Here is a 21798-nt window from a genome sequence, read left to right on the forward strand (position 1 = left end):
TTGCCGAGATGCGGGGCGTCTGTGTCGAGGATGACGGGGCGCTGGTCATCGGCGGGGCGACGCCCCATGCCACCGTGGCCGCCGAGGCGGCGGGGTCGTATCCGGCGCTGGCGGCGCTGGCCGGTCAGATCGGTGACCCGGCGGTGCGCAATCGCGGCACCATTGGCGGGTCGGTTGCCAACAATGATCCGGCGGCCTGTTATCCGGCGGGTGTGCTGGGCTCGGGGGCCACGATCGTGACCAATACCCGGCAGGTTGCGGCGGATGACTTTTTCGAAGGCATGTTCGCCACCGTGCTGGAAGAGGGCGAGATCATCACCTCGGTCCGGTTTCCGGTGCCGCAGGCGGCGAGCTATCAGAAGTTCCTGCAGCCCGCGTCCCGCTTTGCACTGGTGGGCGTGTTCGTGGCGCGGTTCGCCGATGGCGTACGCGTGGCCGTCACCGGCGCCAGCGAAGACGGCGTGTTCCGGTGGACAGAGGCGGAGGCCGCCCTGAACAAGGAATTCCGCCCGGATGCCCTGACCGGTCTCAGCATCAACCCCGCGAACATGATCGCCGACCTGCATGGCAGCAGAGCCTACCGCGCGCATCTCGTCAGCGTCATGACAAAACGCGCCGTACAGGGGTGTTTGTAGGCGGGGAATCCCGACAGCAACGAACAGCCCCGGGGAAGAAATTCCCCGGGGTTTTTCTTTATCCGGAAATTGTTTGGATCGCGCCCTTGGTTGGGACACAGATCGCGACAGGATTGCCCGGCGCGCGGTTGAGCATTGCCGCGATCTCGGTCGGGGTCGCGTGGCAAAAGGCGGTCGAAAGTGCGTCTGCTGTGGTCGCCTCGATCGCCTCGACACTGACGGTCGACCAGACCGGGTTTGCTGTGCCGACGGTGTTCACGATATGCGACTGGCCACCGGCCAGCAGCATCGCGCCGGGGCTGGATGTTGCGACGGCCCGGTTTTTCAATTTTCGTGTGGCGACAAGCCCACGTTCAGGGTCGGAAATCCCAAGCGTCCAGTATCTGCCACCGGCGTGATACTCGCCTATATTCACCAAAATGTCCGTCAGTCCGGCGTCTTGCAGGAGGCCGGCGACCCAGTCCGTCGCGAAGCCTTGGGCAATTCCGTTGAGCGTTATCCCCTGCCCTGTGCCAAGCGAGATGCGACCAGGGTCCAGAACGACCCGGGACCAGCCGACTGCCATTCGCGCCGCTGCGATCCCCTGCCCCCGGGCATGTGCGGCAAAAAGCGTTTGAACCGTGGGGTCAAACCGACCCCCGGTCACGAGATGCATATGATCACAGTGACGCAATAGGCGATAAAACCGGGCGTCCGGCGCCGCGACATATCCATCCCGGTTCAACCGGGACAGGGCGGAGTGCGGTCGGTAGAGGCTGAACAGGTTTTCACATTCGGCCAAAGCGTTCCTGACCTGCGTCATCACGGTGCGCGCCTGGGAAATGTCTGCATCCAGCGTCAGGCTGACCTCGGCCCCCAAGGCGTGTCCCCTCCATCGAAAGGGTGTCGCCCGTGCGGGGCTGGCCAGGCTCGCGGCAGATATGGCCAAGAACCGCCGCCGGGTAATCATTGTGCCGCCACCGCGTCGCGGGTGCCCTTGCGGCGGGACAGGATCAGCGGGACACATTGCTGCGGATCATCGTGGATGGTGACGCAATCCAGACATTGAAAACACTCGTCATACCGTATTTTCCCTTCGCGCTCGATGGCGCCATATTTGCATTTGACGCGGCAGAGCTGACAGGGTGACCCGCATTCCGCCCGCCGTGCGATCCAGTCGCGCCCGCGCAGCAGCCCTCCGATCGCCATGAAAGCACCCAAAGGACACAGGTAGCGGCAGAAGCCCTTGAACAGGACCATCGCCGCCACGATCCAGAAAACAGCATAGGCGACATAGTACCATTCGCGCAGGAAAAAGGTGGTGATCGCGGTTTTGAACGGTTCGACCTCGGCCGCCTTGTCGACCTGATCCGGCGCCACGAACACGGTGATCACAAGCGCGGCCAGCACGACATATTTCAGCCATTTCAACCGCCTGTCCCATTTCGGCGAAGGCTCGACTTGCGGTATGCGCAGCACGCGCCCCAGATGGTGCGCAAATTCCTGCAAGGCGCCAAACGGGCACAGCCAGCCACAGAACAGGCCCCGGCCCCAGGCCACGAAGCCCAGGATCGCCACGGCCCAGACCACCAGCGAGAACGGGTCATACACAAGAAAGGCAAAGCTGCCGCCATCGAGTGCGGTGCGGATCACGCCCAAAACCGTCACGATCGACAACTGCCCCTGCCCCCACCAGCCGACAAAACCGACGACCACCGCCAGAACACCCAGGCGAATGGGTGTGAAAAAGCGCGCGCCTGCAAGCTGGTTCATGCCAAATGCAAGCGCCACGACCAGACCGGCCAGAAACAGGCCAAGCCAGACAAGGTCCGCCTGACGATTGCGCAAAGCCTCGCGCCATGGCGGCACGGGCACATGCTGAACCGGTTGCAGAAAGAAACGCGGCGGCGTCTGATGCTGGCTTTCCAGCGTGACCGAGCCGATCTCGGGCTGGAACATCCCGTGTTCCCGAACCGCAAGCATCTTGAGCGTCCAGGGGCGCGACGGGTCGAATCCCAGCCTGCGATCCGTTCGCAGGATCATCGCAACCCCTTCGGGCGCGTCGGGGACCAGTTCGACGAACAGGTCGGCATCCCGCAGCGCAATGGGGAACCCGTCCTGTTCCGCCGAGATCCAATCCGGCGCGGTGTTGCGGACAAAGTCATCGCTGACCAAACCGTGACGCGCAGATTCGATCAGCAGGATCGGCTCATCATTATCCGAGATTGCCAGGAAACGCTGAAGTTCATCGAACGTATCTTCGGCCAGAACGGCACGCGCGATTGACTTTGGCCCCAGATCGACGATCCAGAGGTCAAGAAAGGCCTCATCGGGAAACTCACTTGCCTCGGGATCGTCATCTGCCCAGAGCGTCCCGGAAAACAGGGCATCGACCTGCGCATTGCTTACCGTCTTGCGGGTTGCAATGCCCTGCGCGACCAGATCGTCCCATGTCAGCGCCTCGTCGTGATCGGGATCGGGAAAGGCAGGCGGAGTGGTCGCCAGCCCTTGCATCTTTTCGCGCGCCACGGCAAGCGCCGCGCCCATCACCGATTCATGGGCTATGCGCACGCTGGCCGTGGCCTTGGTGACCCCGTCAAGATAGACCAGCGACGACCCTGATGCGCCGTCGCCATAGGGCGTTCCCACCACGATGGAATCGGATATCGACAAACCGCCATATTGTTCGAAAAACTTGTGAAACGGCGCCTCGCCCAGCCCGGATACAAAGATCGGCTCGTTATGGGCGATCAGTTGAACATCCATGAACCGACCCTCGAGGTCCAGAACCACCAGCATGTTGATTGGCGCCCCGGAAAACCCCGGAAGCGGGGCAAGCGGTTCGGTTTCAAAGACGTATCCGGCCTCGCTCCCGCCCGAGTTCAGCAGCGCGTAGACGCCATTGTCACTCAGCCGCTCGCCCAGGGAAAAAGGCGCACGAACATAGGGTTCCAACTGTTCGCGCGACAAGGGATCAGCCGATGCGCCCGGGCTGCCCAGAACGCCGACGACAAGAACCGTGATCATCACAAGAATTGCGCGCATGGACGGAGACTATAAAGCGCAAGTGCCAAGCAATATTCGACGAAAGTCCTAGCGCGCGGCGCAATCCGTTCACATTTCCGCGCGTCACCAATCCCGGCCTGCGACCAGATACGACCAAAGCAGCATTTCCGAAAGCCGGAACCAATAGTAGCTTTTCACAAACACCATGCAGCCAAGGGAGGTCTTAATGGCTTGGAGCGCACCGAAACTCAAAGAAGTTAACTGCGGTATGGAAATCAACATGTATTCTCCATCCGAGGACGAAGGACGCGAACAGGACCGCGACCTGTTCTGACCCCCAGGACCTAGCGGAGGCCCGACGTGCATTTTCTGGTTCTAGGGGCTTCTGCGGGCGGTGGGTTGCCACAATGGAATTGTGGTTGCCGGAATTGCGAGGATGCGCGCAAAGGCGTGATCCCGCCTTCCGGCCAATCGTCGTTGGCCGTATCGGTTGACGGCGAACATTGGAGCGTTCTGAACGCATCCCCTGATATCCGCCAGCAAATGCTGGACAACGCGCAGCTGCACCCGCGCGCCCTGCGCGACACGCCGGTGCGGTCTGTGCTTTTGACCAACGGTGACATCGATCATATCGCCGGGTTGCTCAGCCTGCGTGAACAGACACCGTTTACCCTGTTTGCAACCCAAGACATCCTGGACGTGCTGTCGGAAAACCGCGTTTTCGACGCGGTGAACCGCGAAAAGGTGGGGCGCAATCCGGTTGCGCTGGATACCGATTTCGCGCTGCAAGACGGGTTGAGCGCCCGTATCTTTGCCGTTCCCGGCAAAGTCCCGCTGTTCATGGAAGGCGAGACTGTCCAAACCGATCTGATCGGCGAACAGACCGTGGGGGTTCGCCTGGCCGGCGGCGGCAAGGTGGCCTATTACGTTCCGGGGTGCGCACAGGTGACCGATGCCCTGCTGGCCCAGTTTGCAGATGCCGACCTGTTGTTCTTTGACGGAACGCTGTGGGACGATGACGAGATGATCCGCTCGGGCACCGGGATCAAGACCGGGCGTCGCATGGGTCACATCCCCGTCAGCGGCCCGGACGGGTCCATTGCCATGCTGGCCGGGGTGAATGCGGCCAAGGTCTTTATTCATATCAACAACACAAACCCGATCCTGCAACCGGGCGGACCAGAACATGCCTTTGTTCTGGACGCCGGGTGGCGCATTGCTCGGGACGGGCAGGAGATCGTGGCATGAGCCGAGAGACATTGGAGCGCCGCCTGCGCCAGATCGGCGCTGAACGCTATCACGACAAACACCCCTTTCATCACCTGTTGCACGGCGGCAAATGCAGCCCCGATCAGGTCCGGGCCTGGGTCATCAACCGCTGGGCCTATCAGGCGGCCATCCCGATGAAGGACGCGGCTTTCCTGTCGCGCTGCACCGACCCGGACATGCGGCGCGAGTGGCGATCACGGATCGAGGACCACGACGGCGGCATTGACCAGGGCGGTGGCATCCGGCGATGGCTGAAACTGGCCGAGGCCGTCGGGCTGGATCCGGACTATGTCGCGTCGGGTCGTGGCGTTCTGCCGGCGACGCAATTCGCCGTGGATGCCTATATCCATTATGTCCGCGACCGCCCCTTGTTGCAGGCCGTCGCATCATCGCTGACCGAGCTATTTGCCCCGAAGATTCACGAACAGCGCATCGAAGGGCTGCTTGAACATTACGATTTCGCCAATCCCGACAGCCTTTCGTATTTCCGCAAACGTCTGACCGAGGCCCCAAAAGACGTCGCCTTTGGGCTGAAATGGGTGCTGGATCACGCTGACAACGCGGAAAAAGAAGACATGGCCTGTGATGCCCTGATCTTCAAAACCAACGTGTTGTGGGCCCAGCTGGACGCCTTGTGGGGCGCCTATGTCGAACCGGGCCGCATTCCGCCGGGAGCATGGCGTCCGGGGGAAGGCATGCTATGACGGCTGGCCTGAAACCCGAAGATCGCCCCTATTTGCCGCGCGGGGTCCGGGTACATGCCGACAAGGTGCGTGGCCGGACGGTTTTGCTGGCCCCCGAAAAAGTTCTGGAACTGGACGAACCCGGCGTGGCCATCCTGTCGCGCGTCGATGGGCAGTCGAGCATGAACCAGATCGTAACCGACCTGGCGGCGGCATATGACGCGCCACCCGATCAAATCGAGGCCGATGTGCAGCGCTTTCTTGGCACGCTGCGCGCGCGGCTGTACCTGATGGTGCAGCAATGACCGTGCAACCGCCCATCGCGATGCTTGCCGAGCTGACGCATCGGTGCCCTCTCAGTTGCCCCTATTGCAGCAACCCGACCGAGCTGGTGCGCAAGAACGCGGAACTGGATACCGATACATGGATCAAGGCGTTCCGGCAGGCGGCCGAGCTTGGCGTCCTGCAGGTTCACCTGTCCGGGGGCGAGCCCGCAGCGCGGCGCGACCTCGAAGATTTGACCCGCGGCGCCTCGGAGGCCGGGCTTTACACCAACCTGATCACCTCGGGCATCGGCCTGACGCCGCGCCGTCTGGATCAGCTCGAAGCCGAAGGGCTGGACCATATCCAACTGTCCCTGCAAGGCACCAATGCCGCCCTGGCCGACCGGATTGGCGGCTATCGCGGTGGGTTTGACCGCAAGATGGCCGTCGCCCAAGAGATCAAGGCCCGCGGCATCCCGCTGACGCTCAACGCGGTTATGCACCGGCAAAACCTGGACGACCTGGACAGGACGATTGAAATCGCGGTCGAACTCGGGGCCCGCCGTCTTGAGGTCGCCTGTGTTCAATTCCACGGTTGGGCCCTGGGCAACCGTGCCGCGCTGCTGCCGACACGCGAGCAGACGCAGGCGGTCAAGGCCACGGTCGCCAAAGCCGTGCAGCGTTTGCAGGGAGTCCTGGCCTTTGACTTTGTACCGCCGGATTACTACGCCGATTACCCCAAGGCCTGCATGAACGGCTGGGGGTCGACCGGGTTGAACGTGACACCGGACGGAACGGTCCTGCCCTGCCACGCGGCCGAGACTATCCCGCATCTAGAGTTCCAGAGCATCCGCGACCATGCGCTGGCCGACATCTGGAACGACAGCCCTGCCTTCAACGCCTATCGCGGAACCGACTGGTTGCCCGAACCCTGTCAAAACTGCGAACGCAAAGAGATCGACTTTGGCGGCTGCCGGTGCCAGGCGCTGGCCCTTGCGGGCGACGCGGGGGCGACGGACCCGATCTGCCGGAAATCACCATTGCACGCGCAAGTGACGCGCGCGCTTTTGGATCAGCCGAACGATCGGACCGACGCTTTTTCCTATCGGGTCAACCCATGACCCACGGCCGCTACTGCAAACCACCAATCTGGCGGATCAGGTCAACAACCTGATCCACCCCTTGCCGGTGCCGCAGCGCGGTAAAGACGAATGGGCGACCGTTCCGCATTTTCTGGGCATCCCGGTCCATGACCTCAAGCGAGGCCCCGACATGCGGCGCAAGATCGGTCTTGTTGATAATCAGAACATCCGATTTGGTGATTGCCGGGCCACCTTTGCGGGGGATTTCCTCTCCGGCGGCGACGTCGATGACGTATAGCGTGAGATCGGCCAGTTCCGGGCTGAACGTCGCCGAAAGATTGTCGCCGCCGCTTTCGATCAGGACGATCTCAACATCGGGATGGCGCGTGCACATTTCGGCCACGGCGGCAAGATTGATCGATGCGTCTTCGCGGATGGCCGTATGCGGACAGCCGCCCGTTTCGACGCCGATTATGCGATCCTGTGGCAGAACCTGCAGGCGCATCAGCGCCTCTGCATCTTCCTGAGTGTAGATGTCATTGGTAATGACGCCGACCGAATGCCTGTCGCGCAGCGCCTCGGACAGGGCAGCGGTCAGGGTTGTCTTACCTGCGCCGACAGGGCCGCCAATGCCGACGCGCAGCGGGCCGTTCATATTGGTCATGTCTTGAAAATCCTTGAATATTGGGTTTCGTGCTTCATAGCACCGATATCGGACAGAAACGCGCTGGATTTCAGCCCGCCCAGCCCCGCCTGCACCGCGTCCGTCGCAATCTCGGAACACAGCGGCGTCAACGTCCGAATGATGGTCTGCCCTTCGGTCTGGCCCAGCGGCACCAGGCGCGTCGCGGCCGCCGCCAGGTTGCTCAGGAAGGCTTGCAGGAACATCTGCGCCGTCAGCTCCAGCGGCAACCCGGCCCGCTGCGCGGCACAGCCGACGGCCACCGGATAGATCAGCCCGTCCAGCGTTTGGGGCCATATCCGCGAAACCGCATCGCAAAACGCCTGACCCTGCAACTGTGTCTCGATCAGACGTTCGCGCGAGGATGCCAGAGCCCGACCGGTCGCGTCCACATGGGCCAGCGCATCGGTGTCCTGCGCCCGATAGGCACAGGCCAGCAGGATACAGTCATTCCACCCGCCCCCGTGGCGCAACACGGTTTCCACCCAGTCGCGCGTCGCGTCGGCATCAGCCACATCACCTGCGTCGATGGCCCATTCCAGCCCATGCGAATAGGCGAAGGCGCCCACCGGAAAGGCGGGCGAAAACCATTGTGCAAGGGTCAGGACATCAGTGTGCGTGGCCATGCGTGCGCCCATGCCCATAGGCCCCGCCCTCGGGCGTAAAGGGTTCGCGGACCGTGCGAACCTCAGCGCCGATCTTGATCAGCATATCGCGAATGACGTGGTCATCCTGGATCAACAGCCGGGTTGGCTCAATCTGACAGGGTGTGTGACGGTTGCCCACATGCCAGGCAATACGCGGCAGGTCCGGGGCGGTAATTTCCAGAAGGATTTCGGGCGCTGCCTTTATCTCGACCTGTTCTCCATCCTCAAGAACCAGCGCACCGCCATGGTCCAGGGATGTGGTCTGCGACAGATCCACCAGGATCTGCCTGCCGCTTTCGCAGGTCAGAACCTTGCGCCGCAGAAACCGGTCTTCGTAAGTCAGGCTCAGGTGATCTGCGGGGTCGCCATGCAGGTGATCGCAATACCTGCGCGCCGTGCTGAGGATAGCGCTCATGACAGCGCCTCCTCAGAACTGTGTGCTTGCGGTGTTAAAAGACCATCCGGTCGGCAAAAACGTGCTGCACGATCCGGTCGCGGGTCAGGCCGCGCTTGGCCAGCTCTTCGTCGCTGAGTGCGCGCAGAAACTCGATTTCCTTCGAGCGCGAGTTTGCCTCGGCAACTTTCATCATCGCAGAGAAGATGGCCTCGCCGATCGACGACAGGAACCCGCCGATAGAGATGCCGGTTTGGGTGATTTTGAGTGTATGTGCCATTCGAACCCTCGGTAACTTTGGTTACGTTGCTGCTCCCTTGTGGTTCATATTTCGACATTTTTTCCTCGCTTAGAAGGGGTTGTTTCGTCATGGCCGGATTGCGCTTGCTGCAACGCAGCGATTTTTTTCATCAGAAAAGAAAATATCGCTGCGCCATGGGCAGGACCTCGGCGGGTTGACAGATCAGGACCTCGCCATCGGCGCGTACCTCGTAGGTTTCGGGGTCGACCTCGATTTCCGGGGTCGCAGAGTTCAGGATCAGGTCCTTCTTTCCGATAGTTCGGGTGTTCGACACTGCGACCGTCTGCTTGGCCAGCCCCAACTGGCCTGCAATGCCGTTGTCTTGGGCCGCGGCGCTGACAAATGTCACGGCGGAATGTTCGACCGACCGCCCATAGGCCGCGAACATCCGACGAGAATAGACCGGCTGTGGCGTCGGGATCGACGCATTCGGGTCCCCCATCTGGGCCACGGCAATCGATCCGCCCAGCAATACCATTTCGGGCTTTACCCCGAAAAACGCAGGCGACCAAAGGACAAGGTCAGCCCTTTTGCCTTCTTCGATGCTGCCGATTTCGCCGGCGATCCCGTGCGCAATCGCCGGGTTGATGGTGTATTTCGAGATATAGCGGCGCACGCGGAAATTGTCGTTGTCACCGGCTTCGTCAGCCAGCCTGCCGCGTTGCTTTTTCATCTTGTCGGCCGTTTGCCACGTTCGGATCAGGACCTCGCCGACCCGGCCCATCGCCTGGCTGTCCGAGGCGATGATCGAAAACGCGCCTATGTCGTGCAGTATGTCCTCGGCGGCGATGGTTTCCCGCCGGATCCGGCTTTCGGCAAATGCGACATCTTCGGGGATGGACTTGTCCAGGTGGTGGCAAACCATCAGCATGTCCAGGTGTTCTTCGACCGTGTTCACCGTAAAGGGCCGCGTCGGGTTGGTTGACGAGGGCAACACGTTTTCGTCGCCGCAAATCCGTATGATATCGGGCGCGTGGCCGCCCCCTGCCCCTTCGGTGTGGAAGGCGTGGATGGTGCGCCCTTTCAGGGCGGCAACGGTGTTTTCCACAAAACCGCTTTCGTTCAGCGTGTCGGTGTGGATCATCACCTGAACGTCCATGTCATCGGCCACCGACAGGCAACAGTCGATCGCCGCCGGCGTGGTGCCCCAGTCTTCGTGCAGCTTCATCGCACAGGCGCCTGCATTGACCATTTCGACCAGCGCTGCTGGCTGGCTGGCATTGCCCTTGCCCGACAGGCCGAAATTCATTGGAAACGCATCAAGCGCCTGCATCATCCGCCCGATATGCCAGGGTCCCGGCGTACAGGTCGTGGCCAGCGTGCCATGGGCAGGCCCGGTGCCGCCGCCCAGCATGGTGGTAACACCCGAATGCAGGGCATCCTCGACCTGTTGGGGGCAGATAAAGTGAATGTGGCTGTCAAAGGCACCGGCCGTAAGAATCCGGCCTTCGCCTGCAATCGCTTCGGTTCCGGGGCCAATGATGATGTCGACACCGGGCTGCGTGTCCGGGTTTCCGGCTTTGCCGATCTTGTGAATACGCCCGTCTTTCAGGCCGACATCGGCCTTGTAGATACCCGAATGGTCGACAATCAGCGCATTGGTGATGACCGTGTCAACCGCACCTTCGGCCCGCGTGACCTGAGATTGCCCCATGCCGTCGCGGATCACCTTGCCGCCGCCGAACTTGACCTCTTCGCCATAGATCGTCAGGTCCTTTTCGACCTCGATGATCAGGTCGGTATCGGCCAACCGGACCTTGTCGCCCGTGGTCGGACCGAACATCGCGGCATAGTCGGGACGGGAAATCGAGACTGGCATGATCTAACCCTTTTCTTCCAGGGCCGGCAGATGCCCCATGACACGCTGGTTGAAACCGTAAACGATGCGCGCACCCGAAATCGGGATCAGATGCACCTCGCGCACCTGGCCCGGCTCGAACCGGACAGCGGTTCCCGCGGCGATATCAAGACGCATGCCAAGCGCGGCATCGCGGTCGAATTCAAGACGCGGGTTGGCCTCGGCGAAGTGATAATGGCTGCCGACCTGCACGGGCCGGTCACCGGTATTTGCAACCCGAAGGACGGTAACCGCCTGATCTGCATTCAGGATCAGATCACCCTCTGCGGCCATCACCTCTCCGGGGATCATTTCCGGTTCACCCCCCAAAACACGGCGGCCCCCAGAGCGGCAGCAACCGCAACCAAAACGGCGGTCAGGGTAATATCCATCCCATGCGGATGCAGATGCGCGCCGTCATGGGCCAGAACCGGGCTGGACAACAATGAGGCGACAGCGGTCAGCAGGTATTTCATCCTAAATCTCCTTCAGCGGATCGGGTTGTGTACGGTGACAAGCTTGGTTCCGTCGGGAAACGTCGCTTCGACCTGAACTTCGTGGATCATTTCGGGGATGCCCAGCATGCACTGGTCTGCGGAAACGACATGCGCCCCTGCCTCCATCAGATCGGCCACGGACCGGCCGTCGCGGGCGCCTTCCACTACCGCATCCGTAATCAGCGCGATCGCTTCGGGATGGTTCAGCCGCACACCTCGGGCCAACCTCTTGCGGGCAACCTCTGCCGCCATTGCGACCAGCAGCTTGTCTTTTTCTCGGGGGGAAAGGTTCATGTCACATCATCCAGCATCTTGGGATTTCCTGGTGGTTCAGGCACCGCAGCAGCGGCAGCAGAGTTTGCCTGAGTTCGAAACTGTCGTCGGCCAAAAGGCGGATCACCATGAGATCACGGTCAAGCAGGCTTGCCCCGCCCCTGGTCGGCAAAAGGCCGCGAACCGTGGCCAACTGACCTTCGGCCGATGCTGAGGCATAAACCGCAAGCGCCATCGCACCGGCACCGCTTGCCACGAAGGGCCGCGCCAGATGGGCGTGCAGGTCACCGTCAAAGGCGGTCACGTCCAGAAAGGCGGGTTCACCGTCGCGGCGAATTTCGACGCGGTCCGCGAACCGGATATCCGTCAGCGTTTCCCCCATGGCCGCGCGCCCGAAAACCAGCGGTTCAACCAAAAACAGTTCGGACCCGGCGGACAGGTCGACGGTCAGGCGGCGGTTCAAAGCGCTTGCGTTGAACAGAATCGTTTCCTGCGGCAACCAGTTGAGCCGCGCGCCAGCGTCCACCGTCAGGCGGTTGCGCACACGGCCCATTGGCCCTGGCCGCGCCTTGTAGACCCGCTCGCACGCTTGGGTTGTTACGGTCAGGTCACAGCCAGCGGCCACATGTACCGCCGTCCGCATTGTATCGCCGCCTGTAACCCCACCGGCTGTGTTCAACAGCACCGTATCCAGACCCCTGCCGCGTGCGCGCGGAAACAGGCATTTCAACGACCCGGATTGGCGAAACCTGTCCAGTACGGTCCTGTCACCGGCCCGCTTGGTCCCAAGGCGCACGGACCCGATCGCCCGTGGCGGCGCATTGGCGTCCCTGGAGGATATGGTCGGAAGGTCGGTAATCAGAGCCCCCTTGCAAAGCGTTTCCCGGAAATGTGTCTCACCGACGCGGAGGGGGCGCATCGTCGAGCATGATCTCCAAAGCGAAATCCAGCATAGATGCACATTTTGTGAGCATCTTCTAACTCAGACGATTAATTTTTAGGCATACCAAAAACACCGAAATCCAAACCAAAATTCCAATCCAAGCTCCGTGGCGGAACAAATTTTTGCAACCGATTGCAACAATATTGCAAACATGCATAGTGTTCTGATCATGAAGACAAACAATAACAGCACCACGTCCCGCTCCGGGGGCCCTTTCAAATGAGCGTCACCCTGAAAGATGTGGCAAACCTTGCGGGCGTTTCGCGCTCGGCCGTGTCACGCACCTTTACCGAAGGCGCGTCAGTTTCGGCCAAGACGCGCAGCAAGGTCGAGAAAGCGGCCAAAGAGCTTGGCTACAGCCCAAATGCGCTGGCATCTTCGCTGACGACAGGGCGGACCAAGCTGATTGGCCTGATCTCAAACAACTTTCACAACCCGATCTTCCTTGAGGTTTTCGATCAGTTCACCTGTGCCTTGCAGGAACGCGGGTTGCGTCCGCTGATCGTAAACCTGACCGACGAGACCGAGCCTGCGAATTCGGTCCGGATGCTGCGGCAATATTCGGTGGACGCCGCCATTGTCGCGTCTTCGACGCTGCCGCCAGGCTTTGCCAAGGCGTTCCACGACGCTGGCGTTCCGGTGGTCCACACATTTGGCCGGTCGGCGACCTCGCCCGAGGTTAACGTGGTTGGCATCGACAATATCGAATGTGGCCGCATGGCCGCCCGAGAACTGATCGCCCGCGGCTATGAGCGCCTCGGCTATTTGGGCGGCCCCAAAAGCGCCACCTCGGCGCTGGACCGGCATCATGGTTTTATAGATGAACTGCGCAAGCATCCCCGGATCGACGTGAGCGACAGCTTTGCCGAGGCATATTCATTCCAGGCCGGACGGGATGAGATGCTGCGCCTGCTGGCCGGAACCCCGGCAGAGGCATATTTTTGCGGCGACGACATCCTGTCGATCGGCGCCCTGTCGGCGCTTGCCGACCATGGGCTGAAACCCGGGCGCGATATCGGGATCATCGGACTGAATGACATGGCGATGGCACGATGGGAAAGCATTAACCTGACCACGATACACCAACCGATCACGCAAATTGTACAGGCATCCGTCGATCTGGTCGAAGCGATGCTAAAGCAAGCGCATCGCTATCCCGAAGCCCGGATATTCCCCTGCCGGGTGGTCGAGCGGGGCACCCTTCGGCCCCGCCCCTGATCACCGAAACATCGGCGGGCGCGCGTCCTGCCATTGGCCTGCGTCCTTGGCTGATGCGACGGCGGCATGGACCGCCGCAATCGACCGAACCCCGTCGGGCGCGGTCGGCAGCCCATCGCGGGTTTCGCCCTGGATGGCATCCGCCAGGTCGCAATACAGGTTGGCCACCGCCAAGGGGAAACCTTCGGGATGGGCAATGGCCACCCGCGACAGGCGCTGGGCATCGGCGTGCAAGCCCCCCTCGCCTTTTTCGATGATCTGCGTGCGGCCGCCGACCGGAGTATAGATCAGCTGGTTGGGCTGTTCCGAGGCCCAGCGAAGCCCGCCGGTCTCACCGAAAATCTGAATGTCGAACCCGTGTTGGCGCCCGATGGCAACCGACGAGGTCCACAACCGTCCGACTGTGCCTTTTTCGGTTCGGAAATTCACCATCGCGTCGTCTTCCAGAACGCGGCTGGAAATCGTCGAGGCCATGTCTGCGGACAGGGATTTCACCTCGTCATCACAGACAAAGCTTGCCATGTGCAGCGCGTGGATACCGCAATCGGCGAATTGGCCCGAAACACCCGCCATGGCCGGGTCATAACGCCAACGCACACGCGGGTTGTCGGCATCCGTCGCGTCGCCGTGGTGGCCGTGGCTGAAATTGGTCACGACCAGACGCACCTTGCCCAGCTCACCCGCGCGCACCATGGCGCGGGCCTGGCGCACCATGGGATAGGCAGAGTAGCAGTAATTGACCGCGCAGATCTTGCCCGAGGATTCTGCAACTCGAACGATCTCTTCGCCCTCTTCCACTGTCATGGTCATCGGCTTTTCGCACAGGATGTTGAACCCGGCCTCAAGAAAGGCTTTTGCGATCTCAAAATGGGTCGAGTTCGGTGTCGCGATGGTAACAAGATCGACCTTGTCGTCGCGGTCTTTTTCACCGGCCAGCATCTCTTGCCAGTCGCCATAGGCACGATCTGCCGGAATACCCAGTTGCCGGGCATAGGCGCGGCCCGCTTCGGGGCGATGATCCAATGCACCGGCCGCGAATTCGAACCTGCCATCAGCAAGCGCGCCAAGGCGATGCGCTGGCCCAATCTGGCTGCCTTCTCCGCCGCCAATCATTCCCCATTTCAGCTTTGCCATCGGTATATCTTTCTCGAAGAGGCCCCGGACCAACCGCGGGGCATAGTTGGATATCAGTCGTTCGAAACGCTTTGCCACTGGCGTGTTTCAGATGATTTCAACGCCGCAGCAAGCACGCAATTGACCGCGTGCCCATCCCGAAACGTGGGCCAGACCTGCTGGCCGGTTTCAATGGCCTGCAAGAAGTCCTTGGCCTCGATAATGATCTGATCCTGGTAACCCGTGCCGTGGCCGGGCCCCTGGCAAAACGGCTCGTAATCGGGATGCGCCGGGCCGGTCAGGATTTTGGTGAACCCGCGCGATGCCTCGGGGCCTTCGCGCCGGTACAGCCACAATGCGTTCTGATCCTCTTGATCGAAACGAATGGCGCCCTTGGTCCCGGAGACCTCGTAGGCATAGCCCATCTTTCGCCCAGTGGCCACGCGGCTGAAATACAGGTTGCCCATGACACCGCCCTGAAACCGGCACATGACCTGGGCATGATCGTCATTGGTAACATCACCGCCGGGACGGGTCCGGTGAACCGTTTCGACATCGGCCATCACCTCGGCAATCGGACCGATCAGGGCCAGCGCGCCATTGACCATATGCGGCGCCAGATCGCCAATGGTTCCGTTGGCCACCCCCTGCGTGCGCCACGTCGCCGGCGCGTCAGGGTCTGCAAGAAAGTCTTCGGTGTGTTCGCCGCGGAACCACGTGACATCGCCAATTTCGCCCTCGGCAATCAACCGGCGCGCGAACTGGCTGGCCGGTGTGCGGATATAGTTGAACCCGACCATATTGACGACACCGGCGGCCTCGGCCGCATCTACCATTGCCCGGCTGTCGGCAATCGACGCGCCAAGCGGTTTTTCACACAGCACCGGCTTGCCCAGTGCAATTGCGGCTTCGGCGATGGGGCGATGCGTGCTTTGGGGCGAGGCAATCACGATGGCTTCGACCCGGTCATCGCGGACCAGTTCCGCCCAGTCATCGGTTCCGCGCGCAAACCCATAGGCCACGCGGTAACGCTCTGCACTTTCGGCTGTGGTGGCGCAAATCATTTCAAGGCGGGGTCGCAAGCCGGTGTTGAAAACCGCGCCCACTGCGGACATGGCGACAGAATGCGCCTTGCCCATGTAACCGCCACCAATGATGCCAATTCCGATTTCAGGCATTCCTACCCCTCCCAAGATAGTGTTGCAACCGGTTGCAAAATCTGTATCGTGGGAAGGGTCGCAATGCAAGATTCAATTGACGGCTCGACAGGCTATAACGGAGGTTTCCAAACCGAAATGCGCCTTTCTCGAATTGCACGAAATCCGCGGCTTGTCGCGTTCAGTTCCCCCTCCAGACGACCGGCTGATCGGGCGCTTTGCGTCCCTGCCGCGACCGGACCCGCGACATGAGTGCGCTGATTGACGGAATCTCCGGCGGCCGTTTTGCGGTATTCGGGCGCGCAGGAATGGACATGTTCGCCGACCCGATCGGTGTCAAAAGCGAAGACGCCGAAACCTTCCGGGCCGATCTTGGTGGTTCATCCGCCAATATCTGCGCGGGGCTTGTCAAACTTGGGTGCCAGTCGTCGCTGGTGACGTCCGTGTCCGACGACGCGGTTGGCCGGTTTTGCCTGAACCGCCTGCGGCACTACGGGGTCGATACCACGTTCATCCGGATGGTCGGCGGAGAGTTTCGGACATCGCTGGCGGTTTACGAAAGCCGGATCGAGAACTTTCAGAACGTCATCTACAGAAATGGCGCGGTCGATTTCGAAGTCACCCAAGACGACATGGACAAGGTCGCGTATGACCGGTTCTCTGCCATAATCTCGGCCGGAACCGTCTTTGCCGCCGAACCATCGCGCAGCGCGACGTTCCGGGCCTTTGACAACGCCCGCGCGGCCGGATTGCCGGTGATCTTCGATATCGACTACCGCCCCTACAGCTGGCCATCGCCCGACATAGCGGCCGAGGTCCTGTCGCGCGCCGGGGAACAAAGCGACCTGATCGTCGGCAATGACGAAGAGTTCGGATTCATGGCCGGTGGCATCGAAAAGGGATTTGCCAAGGCGCAGGAGCTTGCACAAAAGCCGGGCCGCATTGTGATCTACAAGATGGGTGAAAAGGGCGCGGTCACCCTTGTCGACGGGCAGACGATCCATACCGGCATTTACCCCGTGACAGCGGTCAAGCCGAACGGCGCGGGTGACAGTTTCATGGCGGGTCTTCTTGCCTCGATCGCGGCGGGCCATGATCTGGAAACGGCCGTCATGCGGGGATCGGCCTGTGCGTCGATCGTCGTGTCCAAACCCGGCTGCGCGCCTGCAATGCCCACCACATCGGAACTGGACGCCTTTCTTGCATCCCATCCGGGAACGACAGCACCAGGTCAGGAGTAACCCATGCATATCGCCCCATTTGACAACCAAAACAGCCCGATCGTCGACGCCGATGACCCCACGGTGCCGTTGAATTATTTCAACATCGTCAAGCTGAAAAAGGGCGAAGCCTTCGAATACCAGGTGCCGGGATACGAGACCTGCATCGTGCCCGCCACAGGCACCGTCGATGTCGATATCGAAGGCGTCGCATTTGCCGGGCTGGGCAACCGGGGCGAAGACGTTTGGGACGGCGAACCCGAAGGTGTCTATGTGCCTGTTGGCGCCAAGGCTCAGATGGTCTGTGTAACCGACGCGGCAGAGGTCTTTGTCGCGGGCGCAAAATACGACAAGGTTCTGGACCCGTTCGATGTCCGGAACCATGACCTGGTTCAATACGGCAGCGACGACACGAAAACCCACCGCAAGATCAAGCACATACTCGGCCAGAAACAAAGCGACAAGGTCGGGCGCCTGCTGGTCAGCGAGCTGTATACCGTCGGACAGGGCGGATGGTCCGGCTTTCCCAGCCACAAGCATGACACCGACCGCCTGCCCGACGAAACCCGTCATGACGAGACCTATAACTTCCGGTTCAAACCCAAATGGGGATCGGGTCTGCAGATGCTGCAGCGCGAAGACAACGCCCCCGGTGACGCCTATCACATCGTCGACGGGTCGACCGTTTGCATCGACACCGGCTACCACCCCTGCTGCGTTCTGCCCGGATACGAGATGTATTATTTCACCATTCTGGGCGGGCTGAGCCAGCGGTCACTGGTTCAGTATTTCCAACCCACCCATGCCTATCAGATCGAAACGATCCCGGGCATCAAGGATATGATTGCAAAGTTCAAATGACCCTCGCCACACTCTCGGATATTCTGACCCCCGCTTATGAAAAAGGCTATGCCGTTGCCGGCCTTGTGACCCTTGGATGGGAAGACATGCGCGCCTATGTTGCCGCCGCCGAGGCAGAGAACACACCCGTGATCCTGCAGGCGGGGCCAAGCTGCCGCGAGCACACGCCCCTGCCCGTTCTGGGCAAAATGTTCCGCCACCTGGCCGAGGGGGCCTCGGTCCCTGTCGTCGCCCATCTGGACCACGGTTACACGTTCGAGGAATGCAAGCAGGCCCTTGAAAGCGGTTTCACGTCGCTGATGTTTGACGGATCGCGCAAACCGCTGCAGCAGAATATCGACGAAACGGCGGCGATTGCCGAGTTGGCGCACGCGGCCGGTATATCCTGCGAAGGTGAAATCGGGTTTGTCGGTTATTCCGGCGGCGAGAATTCGGCCGGCACCGACCCGGACGAGGCCGCGCAATTCGCCCGCGACAGCGGCGTTGACGCCATGGCAATCTCGGTCGGAAATGTGCACCTTCAGCAAAACAAGGAAGGCGGTTTGGACGAGGATCGCATCCGCCTGATCGACGCGGCCACCGATATTCCGCTGGTCATTCACGGCGGCTCTGGCGTGCCTGTGGAACAACGCGCGCGGCTGGCGCGCGAAACCTCGATTTGCAAGTTCAACATCGGCACCGAACTGCGCATGGCCTTTGGCAGCGCATTGCGCGACGCGGTAAACAGCGACCCCGACCGGTTCGACCGGGTCACGATCCTGAAGGATACGCTTGCGCCCGTCGAACAGGCCGCCCGCACCGTCCTGCGGACGTTTGGCGCGCCGCCGCAGCGCTGAAGCCGAACCCAGCCGCGCCGGGTCGGTGCCACACGGCCCCAGCGAACCGGGGCCTGCTACGGGTCTAGATTGATCCGCCTTCGACCATGAAGTTGCCGGCGCTGCACATGGCCGCGTCATCCGAGGCCAGGAACAGGACCATCCGGGCAACATAGACCGGGTCGATCGGGTCAGGCAGGCATTGCCGGTCAACCTGCTTGGCCAGCGCCTCGGGCGTCACCCAAAGCTCTTTCTGGCGGTCTGTCATGATCCAGCCGGGAACAACCGTGTTCACGCGGATGCGGTGGTCGCCCAATTCGCGCGCCATGGTTCGGGTCAAGCCGTGAACGGCCGATTTCGCCGTCGCATAAGCCGGAAACCCGGCCCCTGCTTCCCACCACGAATTGGACCCCAGGTTGATGATCGAACCGCTGCCCCGTTCAATCATTGCCGGGGCGACTGATTGAATTGCAAAGAACATATGGCGGATATTGGTGGCCATACGCTCGTCCCAATACGCGGGTGTCACCTCGCGCCAATCGTGGCGATCATCATGGGCGGCGTTGTTGACCAGAACATGGGCGCTGCCCAACTGATCGCTGAGTTGCGCGAAGGCGCCGCGCAACGCCTCGGCGTCACGCAGGTCGCATTGCGCAAAGGCATGGGTCCCGTCCAGTTCGGCCAAAAGCGCGTCCCCGGCCGCTGCGTTGATGTCGACGAACCCAACCCGCGCGCCCTGCTCGGCAAAGGCGCGGACCGTCAGCGCACCGATCCCCCCGGCCCCGCCGGTCACAAAGACAGTCTTGTCCTTCAGGCTGGGATAGCGCGCGAAACCGGTCATTTCGCATCGCGCTCCATGATCCATTCGACGGGCGGTGCGGGCACGAAACGCCACTTGCGCAGCGGTCCGGCCATGACGTTGAGGTAATACATCTCAAACCCATAAGGCGCGCCACATGGGTGATGCCCGCGCGGCACCAGAACGACATCGCCATCGGACACCGCCATGGTTTCATCGAGTTGCCCGTCATCGGTATACACACGCTGAATTCCAAACCCGTCGGCAGGGTTCAAACGGTGGTAATAGGTTTCTTCAAGATACGTGATCCGGGGATAGTCGTCTTCGTCATGCCGATGGCTGGGATAGGAAGACCAGTGGCCGGCGGGCGTGAACACCTCGGTGACCAGCAGGCTGTCTGCGTAATCCTCGTTTTCCATGGCGATGTTGTTGATAAGGCGGGTGTTCGCGCCCTTGCCACGCTCGGTCAGCGTGATGCCGTCCGGGCCGATGCGCCGGGCGCTGTGCCCGCCCATTCCGGGGGCCGAGCAGACCGCCACGACACAATCCGTTTCGGCTACCGCCTCCCAGTCGGTGCCGTTGGGCAGATAGAGACAATGAGGAGGCGTTTTCTCGAACACGTTCATCCGGTCGCCCAGAACACCCCAGTCCTGCCCGGCTCCGGTCACCTTGGCCTTGCCTTCAACCATGACCAGAATAACCTCGCGATCGCCGGTGGCCTCGGCCGCCCGGTCCCCGGCGCGCAGCCGGTAAAGGCTGAACCCGACATAGCGCCAACCGGCGCTGGTCGGGGTGATTTCATGGACCTTTCCGCGGGCTCCGAAGGGTTTTCTCAACAAGTTCGTCATTCTGTTCGCTCCTCTTTGGGTGAACCGAAACCGATCCGCCCGGTTTGTTCCTATCTGGCCGCTTGCCGCGTCTGCAGGGCAGACAGGGCCTGGGCCAGCCGTTCCGGGGACCAGCCCGAGGCCAGCGCTTCGCGCAGCATGTCAGCCTGGCTTTGGGGCGCGTTGCCGCCAATCGGGGGGTCCGTATCAAGGTTGGTGGGAAACGCGTATCCTTCGCCTATCGCCGAAATCGCCGCGTCCAGGTCCGCATCCGTCAGATCGCCGCGCTGCTTCAGCGCAAGAAGCCAGGGGTATGCGGCCTCGGACATAGCTCGCCTGTCGACCGCCTCCATCGCGCGCCCGAAAGCAGACGAGACTTGCAGCAAATTCGCCATCCGGTGAATGTCCGCGCTGGTGTTCTCGCCCGCCGAATGGAACAGCGCCGGATTGAAAAAGACCGCATCTCCCTTTTGCAGGGGGATCTGGATACAGGTGTCCTCGTAAAATGCCTGATGTGCCGGGTCATGAAACGCCAGGTATCCCGCCGGATAAAGCTGCGAAAACGGCAGCAATTTGGTCGGCCCGCTTTCCAGGGGCATGTCACAATGAGCAACAGCCCCCTGCAGCGTCAGGGCCGATGTCAGCAGATGGGCATGCGCCGGAAAGCGCGACGCGGTTTCCGCCGACTGAAACCCCAGATGGTAATCGCGATGCGCCGTTTGGGCCTTTCCTCCGGGCCGCACCTGGTTGACCTGTGCGGTCATCTGGTAATTCGGCCCCAACCAGGCCTCGCACACGGCCGCCACGGCCTTGTTCGCAAAATAAAGCGCAAATCCTTCGGGATCCGTCAGGCAATGCTTTTGCAAGGCGTTCCAGATCCGGTCATTGGCACCCGAGGCCGCAAAGTGATCGCCCTTGCCCGCACCGCCAAGGCGTTCGTCCGCTATGATCTGTCGAAATACATCACTGGCCCGGTCGATCACTGAATGATCGGCAAACGCGCCTTTCAGAGCGATGACACCGGCAGAGCGGTTCAAAACATGGCCCCATTCGGCCAACAGGTCCCGCCGCGCCCGCGGATCATCCAGCGCGGGCCGCAGGGCCTGCATATCATAGATCGGAACGTTCTTTTCGACCGCCGCGGCATATGGCACGGACGCGGCGGTCAGGTTTTGCGAAGTCAACACCTTGAATTCATCCAGATCACAGGATTTCCGGTCGAAATATCCAACAAACCCAATGTCTTGATGTACCATGACGTGCTCCTCTCTCATGGCGTCGGCGTTGATCTTCGGAA

26 protein-coding genes are annotated in these 21798 nt (G+C 61.4%); 10 read left to right on the top strand and 16 right to left on the bottom strand.

Features of this window, described 5'->3' with window-relative positions:
- Positions 1-635: FAD binding domain-containing protein (locus tag ACXAG8_RS04125; protein ID WP_475222443.1), on the top strand; the 635-nt coding region annotated here is incomplete at its 5' end.
- A gap of 58 nt (positions 636-693) precedes the next feature.
- Here ACXAG8_RS04125 and ACXAG8_RS04130 read toward each other — a convergent pair.
- Positions 694-1494, bottom strand: coding sequence for an FAD:protein FMN transferase (locus tag ACXAG8_RS04130; RefSeq protein ID WP_475222445.1), 801 nt, complete (start codon positions 1492-1494; stop codon positions 694-696).
- 86 nt (positions 1495-1580) lie between these two features.
- Positions 1581-3659, bottom strand: a complete 2079-nt coding sequence (locus ACXAG8_RS04135; RefSeq protein ID WP_475222447.1) for a 4Fe-4S binding protein — start codon at positions 3657-3659, stop codon at positions 1581-1583.
- A gap of 187 nt (positions 3660-3846) precedes the next feature.
- Here ACXAG8_RS04135 and pqqA point away from each other — a divergent pair, with 187 nt between their 5' ends.
- Genes pqqA through pqqE form a run of 5 tightly spaced genes read left to right on the top strand, consistent with a single transcriptional unit; the run spans position 3847 to position 6956 of the window.
- The gene (gene pqqA / locus ACXAG8_RS04140; RefSeq protein WP_475222449.1) at positions 3847-3954 is read left to right on the top strand and encodes a pyrroloquinoline quinone precursor peptide PqqA; all 108 of its coding nucleotides are present in this window, start codon (positions 3847-3849) and stop codon (positions 3952-3954) included.
- A gap of 26 nt (positions 3955-3980) precedes the next feature.
- A complete protein-coding gene (pqqB, locus tag ACXAG8_RS04145) occupies positions 3981-4868 on the top strand; it encodes a pyrroloquinoline quinone biosynthesis protein PqqB (protein ID WP_475222451.1) in 888 nt (295 codons plus the stop codon).
- Positions 4865-5593, top strand: coding sequence for a pyrroloquinoline-quinone synthase PqqC (gene pqqC / locus ACXAG8_RS04150; RefSeq protein WP_475222453.1), 729 nt, complete (start codon positions 4865-4867; stop codon positions 5591-5593). Before pqqB ends, pqqC begins: the two co-directional genes overlap by 4 nt.
- Positions 5590-5877, top strand: coding sequence for a pyrroloquinoline quinone biosynthesis peptide chaperone PqqD (pqqD, locus tag ACXAG8_RS04155; RefSeq protein WP_475222455.1), 288 nt, complete (start codon positions 5590-5592; stop codon positions 5875-5877). The genes pqqC and pqqD overlap by 4 nt, the downstream gene beginning before the upstream one ends.
- A complete protein-coding gene (gene pqqE, locus ACXAG8_RS04160) occupies positions 5874-6956 on the top strand; it encodes a pyrroloquinoline quinone biosynthesis protein PqqE (RefSeq protein WP_475222457.1) in 1083 nt (360 codons plus the stop codon). The genes pqqD and pqqE overlap by 4 nt, the downstream gene beginning before the upstream one ends.
- A gap of 10 nt (positions 6957-6966) precedes the next feature.
- On the opposite strand, the gene ureG is transcribed toward pqqE, so the two are convergent.
- The 9 genes from ureG to ACXAG8_RS04205 all read right to left on the bottom strand — a co-directional run bounded on the left by ureG (position 6967) and on the right by ACXAG8_RS04205 (position 12467).
- Entirely contained in the window at positions 6967-7581 is a 615-nt protein-coding gene (ureG, locus tag ACXAG8_RS04165) for an urease accessory protein UreG (RefSeq protein ID WP_475222459.1), read from the bottom strand.
- Positions 7578-8225, bottom strand: coding sequence for an urease accessory protein UreF (locus ACXAG8_RS04170; protein ID WP_475222460.1), 648 nt, complete (start codon positions 8223-8225; stop codon positions 7578-7580). Before ACXAG8_RS04170 ends, ureG begins: the two co-directional genes overlap by 4 nt.
- Positions 8209-8661, bottom strand: coding sequence for an urease accessory protein UreE (locus tag ACXAG8_RS04175; RefSeq protein WP_475222461.1), 453 nt, complete (start codon positions 8659-8661; stop codon positions 8209-8211). The genes ACXAG8_RS04170 and ACXAG8_RS04175 overlap by 17 nt, the downstream gene beginning before the upstream one ends.
- Positions 8662-8695: 34 nt before the next feature.
- Positions 8696-8920, bottom strand: a complete 225-nt coding sequence (locus ACXAG8_RS04180) for a DUF1127 domain-containing protein (protein ID WP_475222462.1) — start codon at positions 8918-8920, stop codon at positions 8696-8698.
- A gap of 130 nt (positions 8921-9050) precedes the next feature.
- Positions 9051-10760 carry an urease subunit alpha gene (ureC, locus tag ACXAG8_RS04185; protein ID WP_475222464.1) on the bottom strand — a complete coding sequence of 570 codons (1710 nt, stop codon included), beginning with the start codon at positions 10758-10760 and terminating at the stop codon, positions 9051-9053.
- Positions 10761-10763: 3 nt separating this feature from the next.
- The gene (locus tag ACXAG8_RS04190) at positions 10764-11090 is read right to left on the bottom strand and encodes an urease subunit beta (protein ID WP_475222466.1); all 327 of its coding nucleotides are present in this window, start codon (positions 11088-11090) and stop codon (positions 10764-10766) included.
- The gene (locus ACXAG8_RS04195) at positions 11087-11254 is read right to left on the bottom strand and encodes a peptidase M23 (protein ID WP_475222468.1); all 168 of its coding nucleotides are present in this window, start codon (positions 11252-11254) and stop codon (positions 11087-11089) included. Before ACXAG8_RS04195 ends, ACXAG8_RS04190 begins: the two co-directional genes overlap by 4 nt.
- A 12-nt stretch (positions 11255-11266) precedes the next feature.
- The gene (locus ACXAG8_RS04200) at positions 11267-11569 is read right to left on the bottom strand and encodes an urease subunit gamma (protein ID WP_475222470.1); all 303 of its coding nucleotides are present in this window, start codon (positions 11567-11569) and stop codon (positions 11267-11269) included.
- Between the two features lies 1 nt (position 11570).
- Entirely contained in the window at positions 11571-12467 is an 897-nt protein-coding gene (locus tag ACXAG8_RS04205; RefSeq protein WP_475222472.1) for an urease accessory protein UreD, read from the bottom strand.
- 243 nt (positions 12468-12710) lie between these two features.
- Here ACXAG8_RS04205 and ACXAG8_RS04210 point away from each other — a divergent pair, with 243 nt between their 5' ends.
- Positions 12711-13709 (top strand): LacI family DNA-binding transcriptional regulator, encoded by a 999-nt coding sequence (locus ACXAG8_RS04210; protein ID WP_475222473.1) that lies wholly within the window; start codon positions 12711-12713, stop codon positions 13707-13709.
- On the opposite strand, the gene ACXAG8_RS04215 is transcribed toward ACXAG8_RS04210, so the two are convergent.
- Together ACXAG8_RS04215 and ACXAG8_RS04220 are read right to left on the bottom strand one after the other, a co-directional pair.
- Positions 13710-14843 carry a Gfo/Idh/MocA family protein gene (locus ACXAG8_RS04215; RefSeq protein ID WP_475222475.1) on the bottom strand — a complete coding sequence of 378 codons (1134 nt, stop codon included), beginning with the start codon at positions 14841-14843 and terminating at the stop codon, positions 13710-13712. It lies immediately after the preceding gene.
- 53 nt (positions 14844-14896) lie between these two features.
- The gene (locus ACXAG8_RS04220) at positions 14897-16000 is read right to left on the bottom strand and encodes a Gfo/Idh/MocA family protein (protein ID WP_475222476.1); all 1104 of its coding nucleotides are present in this window, start codon (positions 15998-16000) and stop codon (positions 14897-14899) included.
- 227 nt (positions 16001-16227) lie between these two features.
- On the opposite strand from ACXAG8_RS04220, the gene iolC reads away from it, so the two are divergent.
- Genes iolC through ACXAG8_RS04235 form a run of 3 tightly spaced genes read left to right on the top strand, consistent with a single transcriptional unit; the run spans position 16228 to position 18896 of the window.
- Positions 16228-17220 (top strand): 5-dehydro-2-deoxygluconokinase, encoded by a 993-nt coding sequence (gene iolC, locus ACXAG8_RS04225; RefSeq protein WP_475222477.1) that lies wholly within the window; start codon positions 16228-16230, stop codon positions 17218-17220.
- A 3-nt stretch (positions 17221-17223) separates the two neighbouring features.
- Complete coding sequence (locus ACXAG8_RS04230; RefSeq protein ID WP_475222478.1) at positions 17224-18060, top strand: 5-deoxy-glucuronate isomerase; 837 nt, start codon at positions 17224-17226, stop codon at positions 18058-18060.
- A complete protein-coding gene (locus ACXAG8_RS04235) occupies positions 18057-18896 on the top strand; it encodes a class II fructose-bisphosphate aldolase (protein WP_475222479.1) in 840 nt (279 codons plus the stop codon). Before ACXAG8_RS04230 ends, ACXAG8_RS04235 begins: the two co-directional genes overlap by 4 nt.
- 64 nt (positions 18897-18960) lie before the next feature.
- Here the strand turns inward: ACXAG8_RS04235 and ACXAG8_RS04240 are convergent, their stop codons facing one another.
- Genes ACXAG8_RS04240 through ACXAG8_RS04250 form a run of 3 tightly spaced genes read right to left on the bottom strand, consistent with a single transcriptional unit; the run spans position 18961 to position 21757 of the window.
- Positions 18961-19716 carry an SDR family NAD(P)-dependent oxidoreductase gene (locus tag ACXAG8_RS04240; protein WP_475222480.1) on the bottom strand — a complete coding sequence of 252 codons (756 nt, stop codon included), beginning with the start codon at positions 19714-19716 and terminating at the stop codon, positions 18961-18963.
- Complete coding sequence (iolB, locus tag ACXAG8_RS04245) at positions 19713-20522, bottom strand: 5-deoxy-glucuronate isomerase (protein WP_475222481.1); 810 nt, start codon at positions 20520-20522, stop codon at positions 19713-19715. Before iolB ends, ACXAG8_RS04240 begins: the two co-directional genes overlap by 4 nt.
- A 50-nt stretch (positions 20523-20572) precedes the next feature.
- The gene (locus ACXAG8_RS04250) at positions 20573-21757 is read right to left on the bottom strand and encodes a phytanoyl-CoA dioxygenase family protein (RefSeq protein ID WP_475222482.1); all 1185 of its coding nucleotides are present in this window, start codon (positions 21755-21757) and stop codon (positions 20573-20575) included.
- Between the last annotated feature and the right edge of the window lie 41 nt (positions 21758-21798).

Source organism: Ruegeria sp. ABD4_443 (assembly GCF_056160865.1).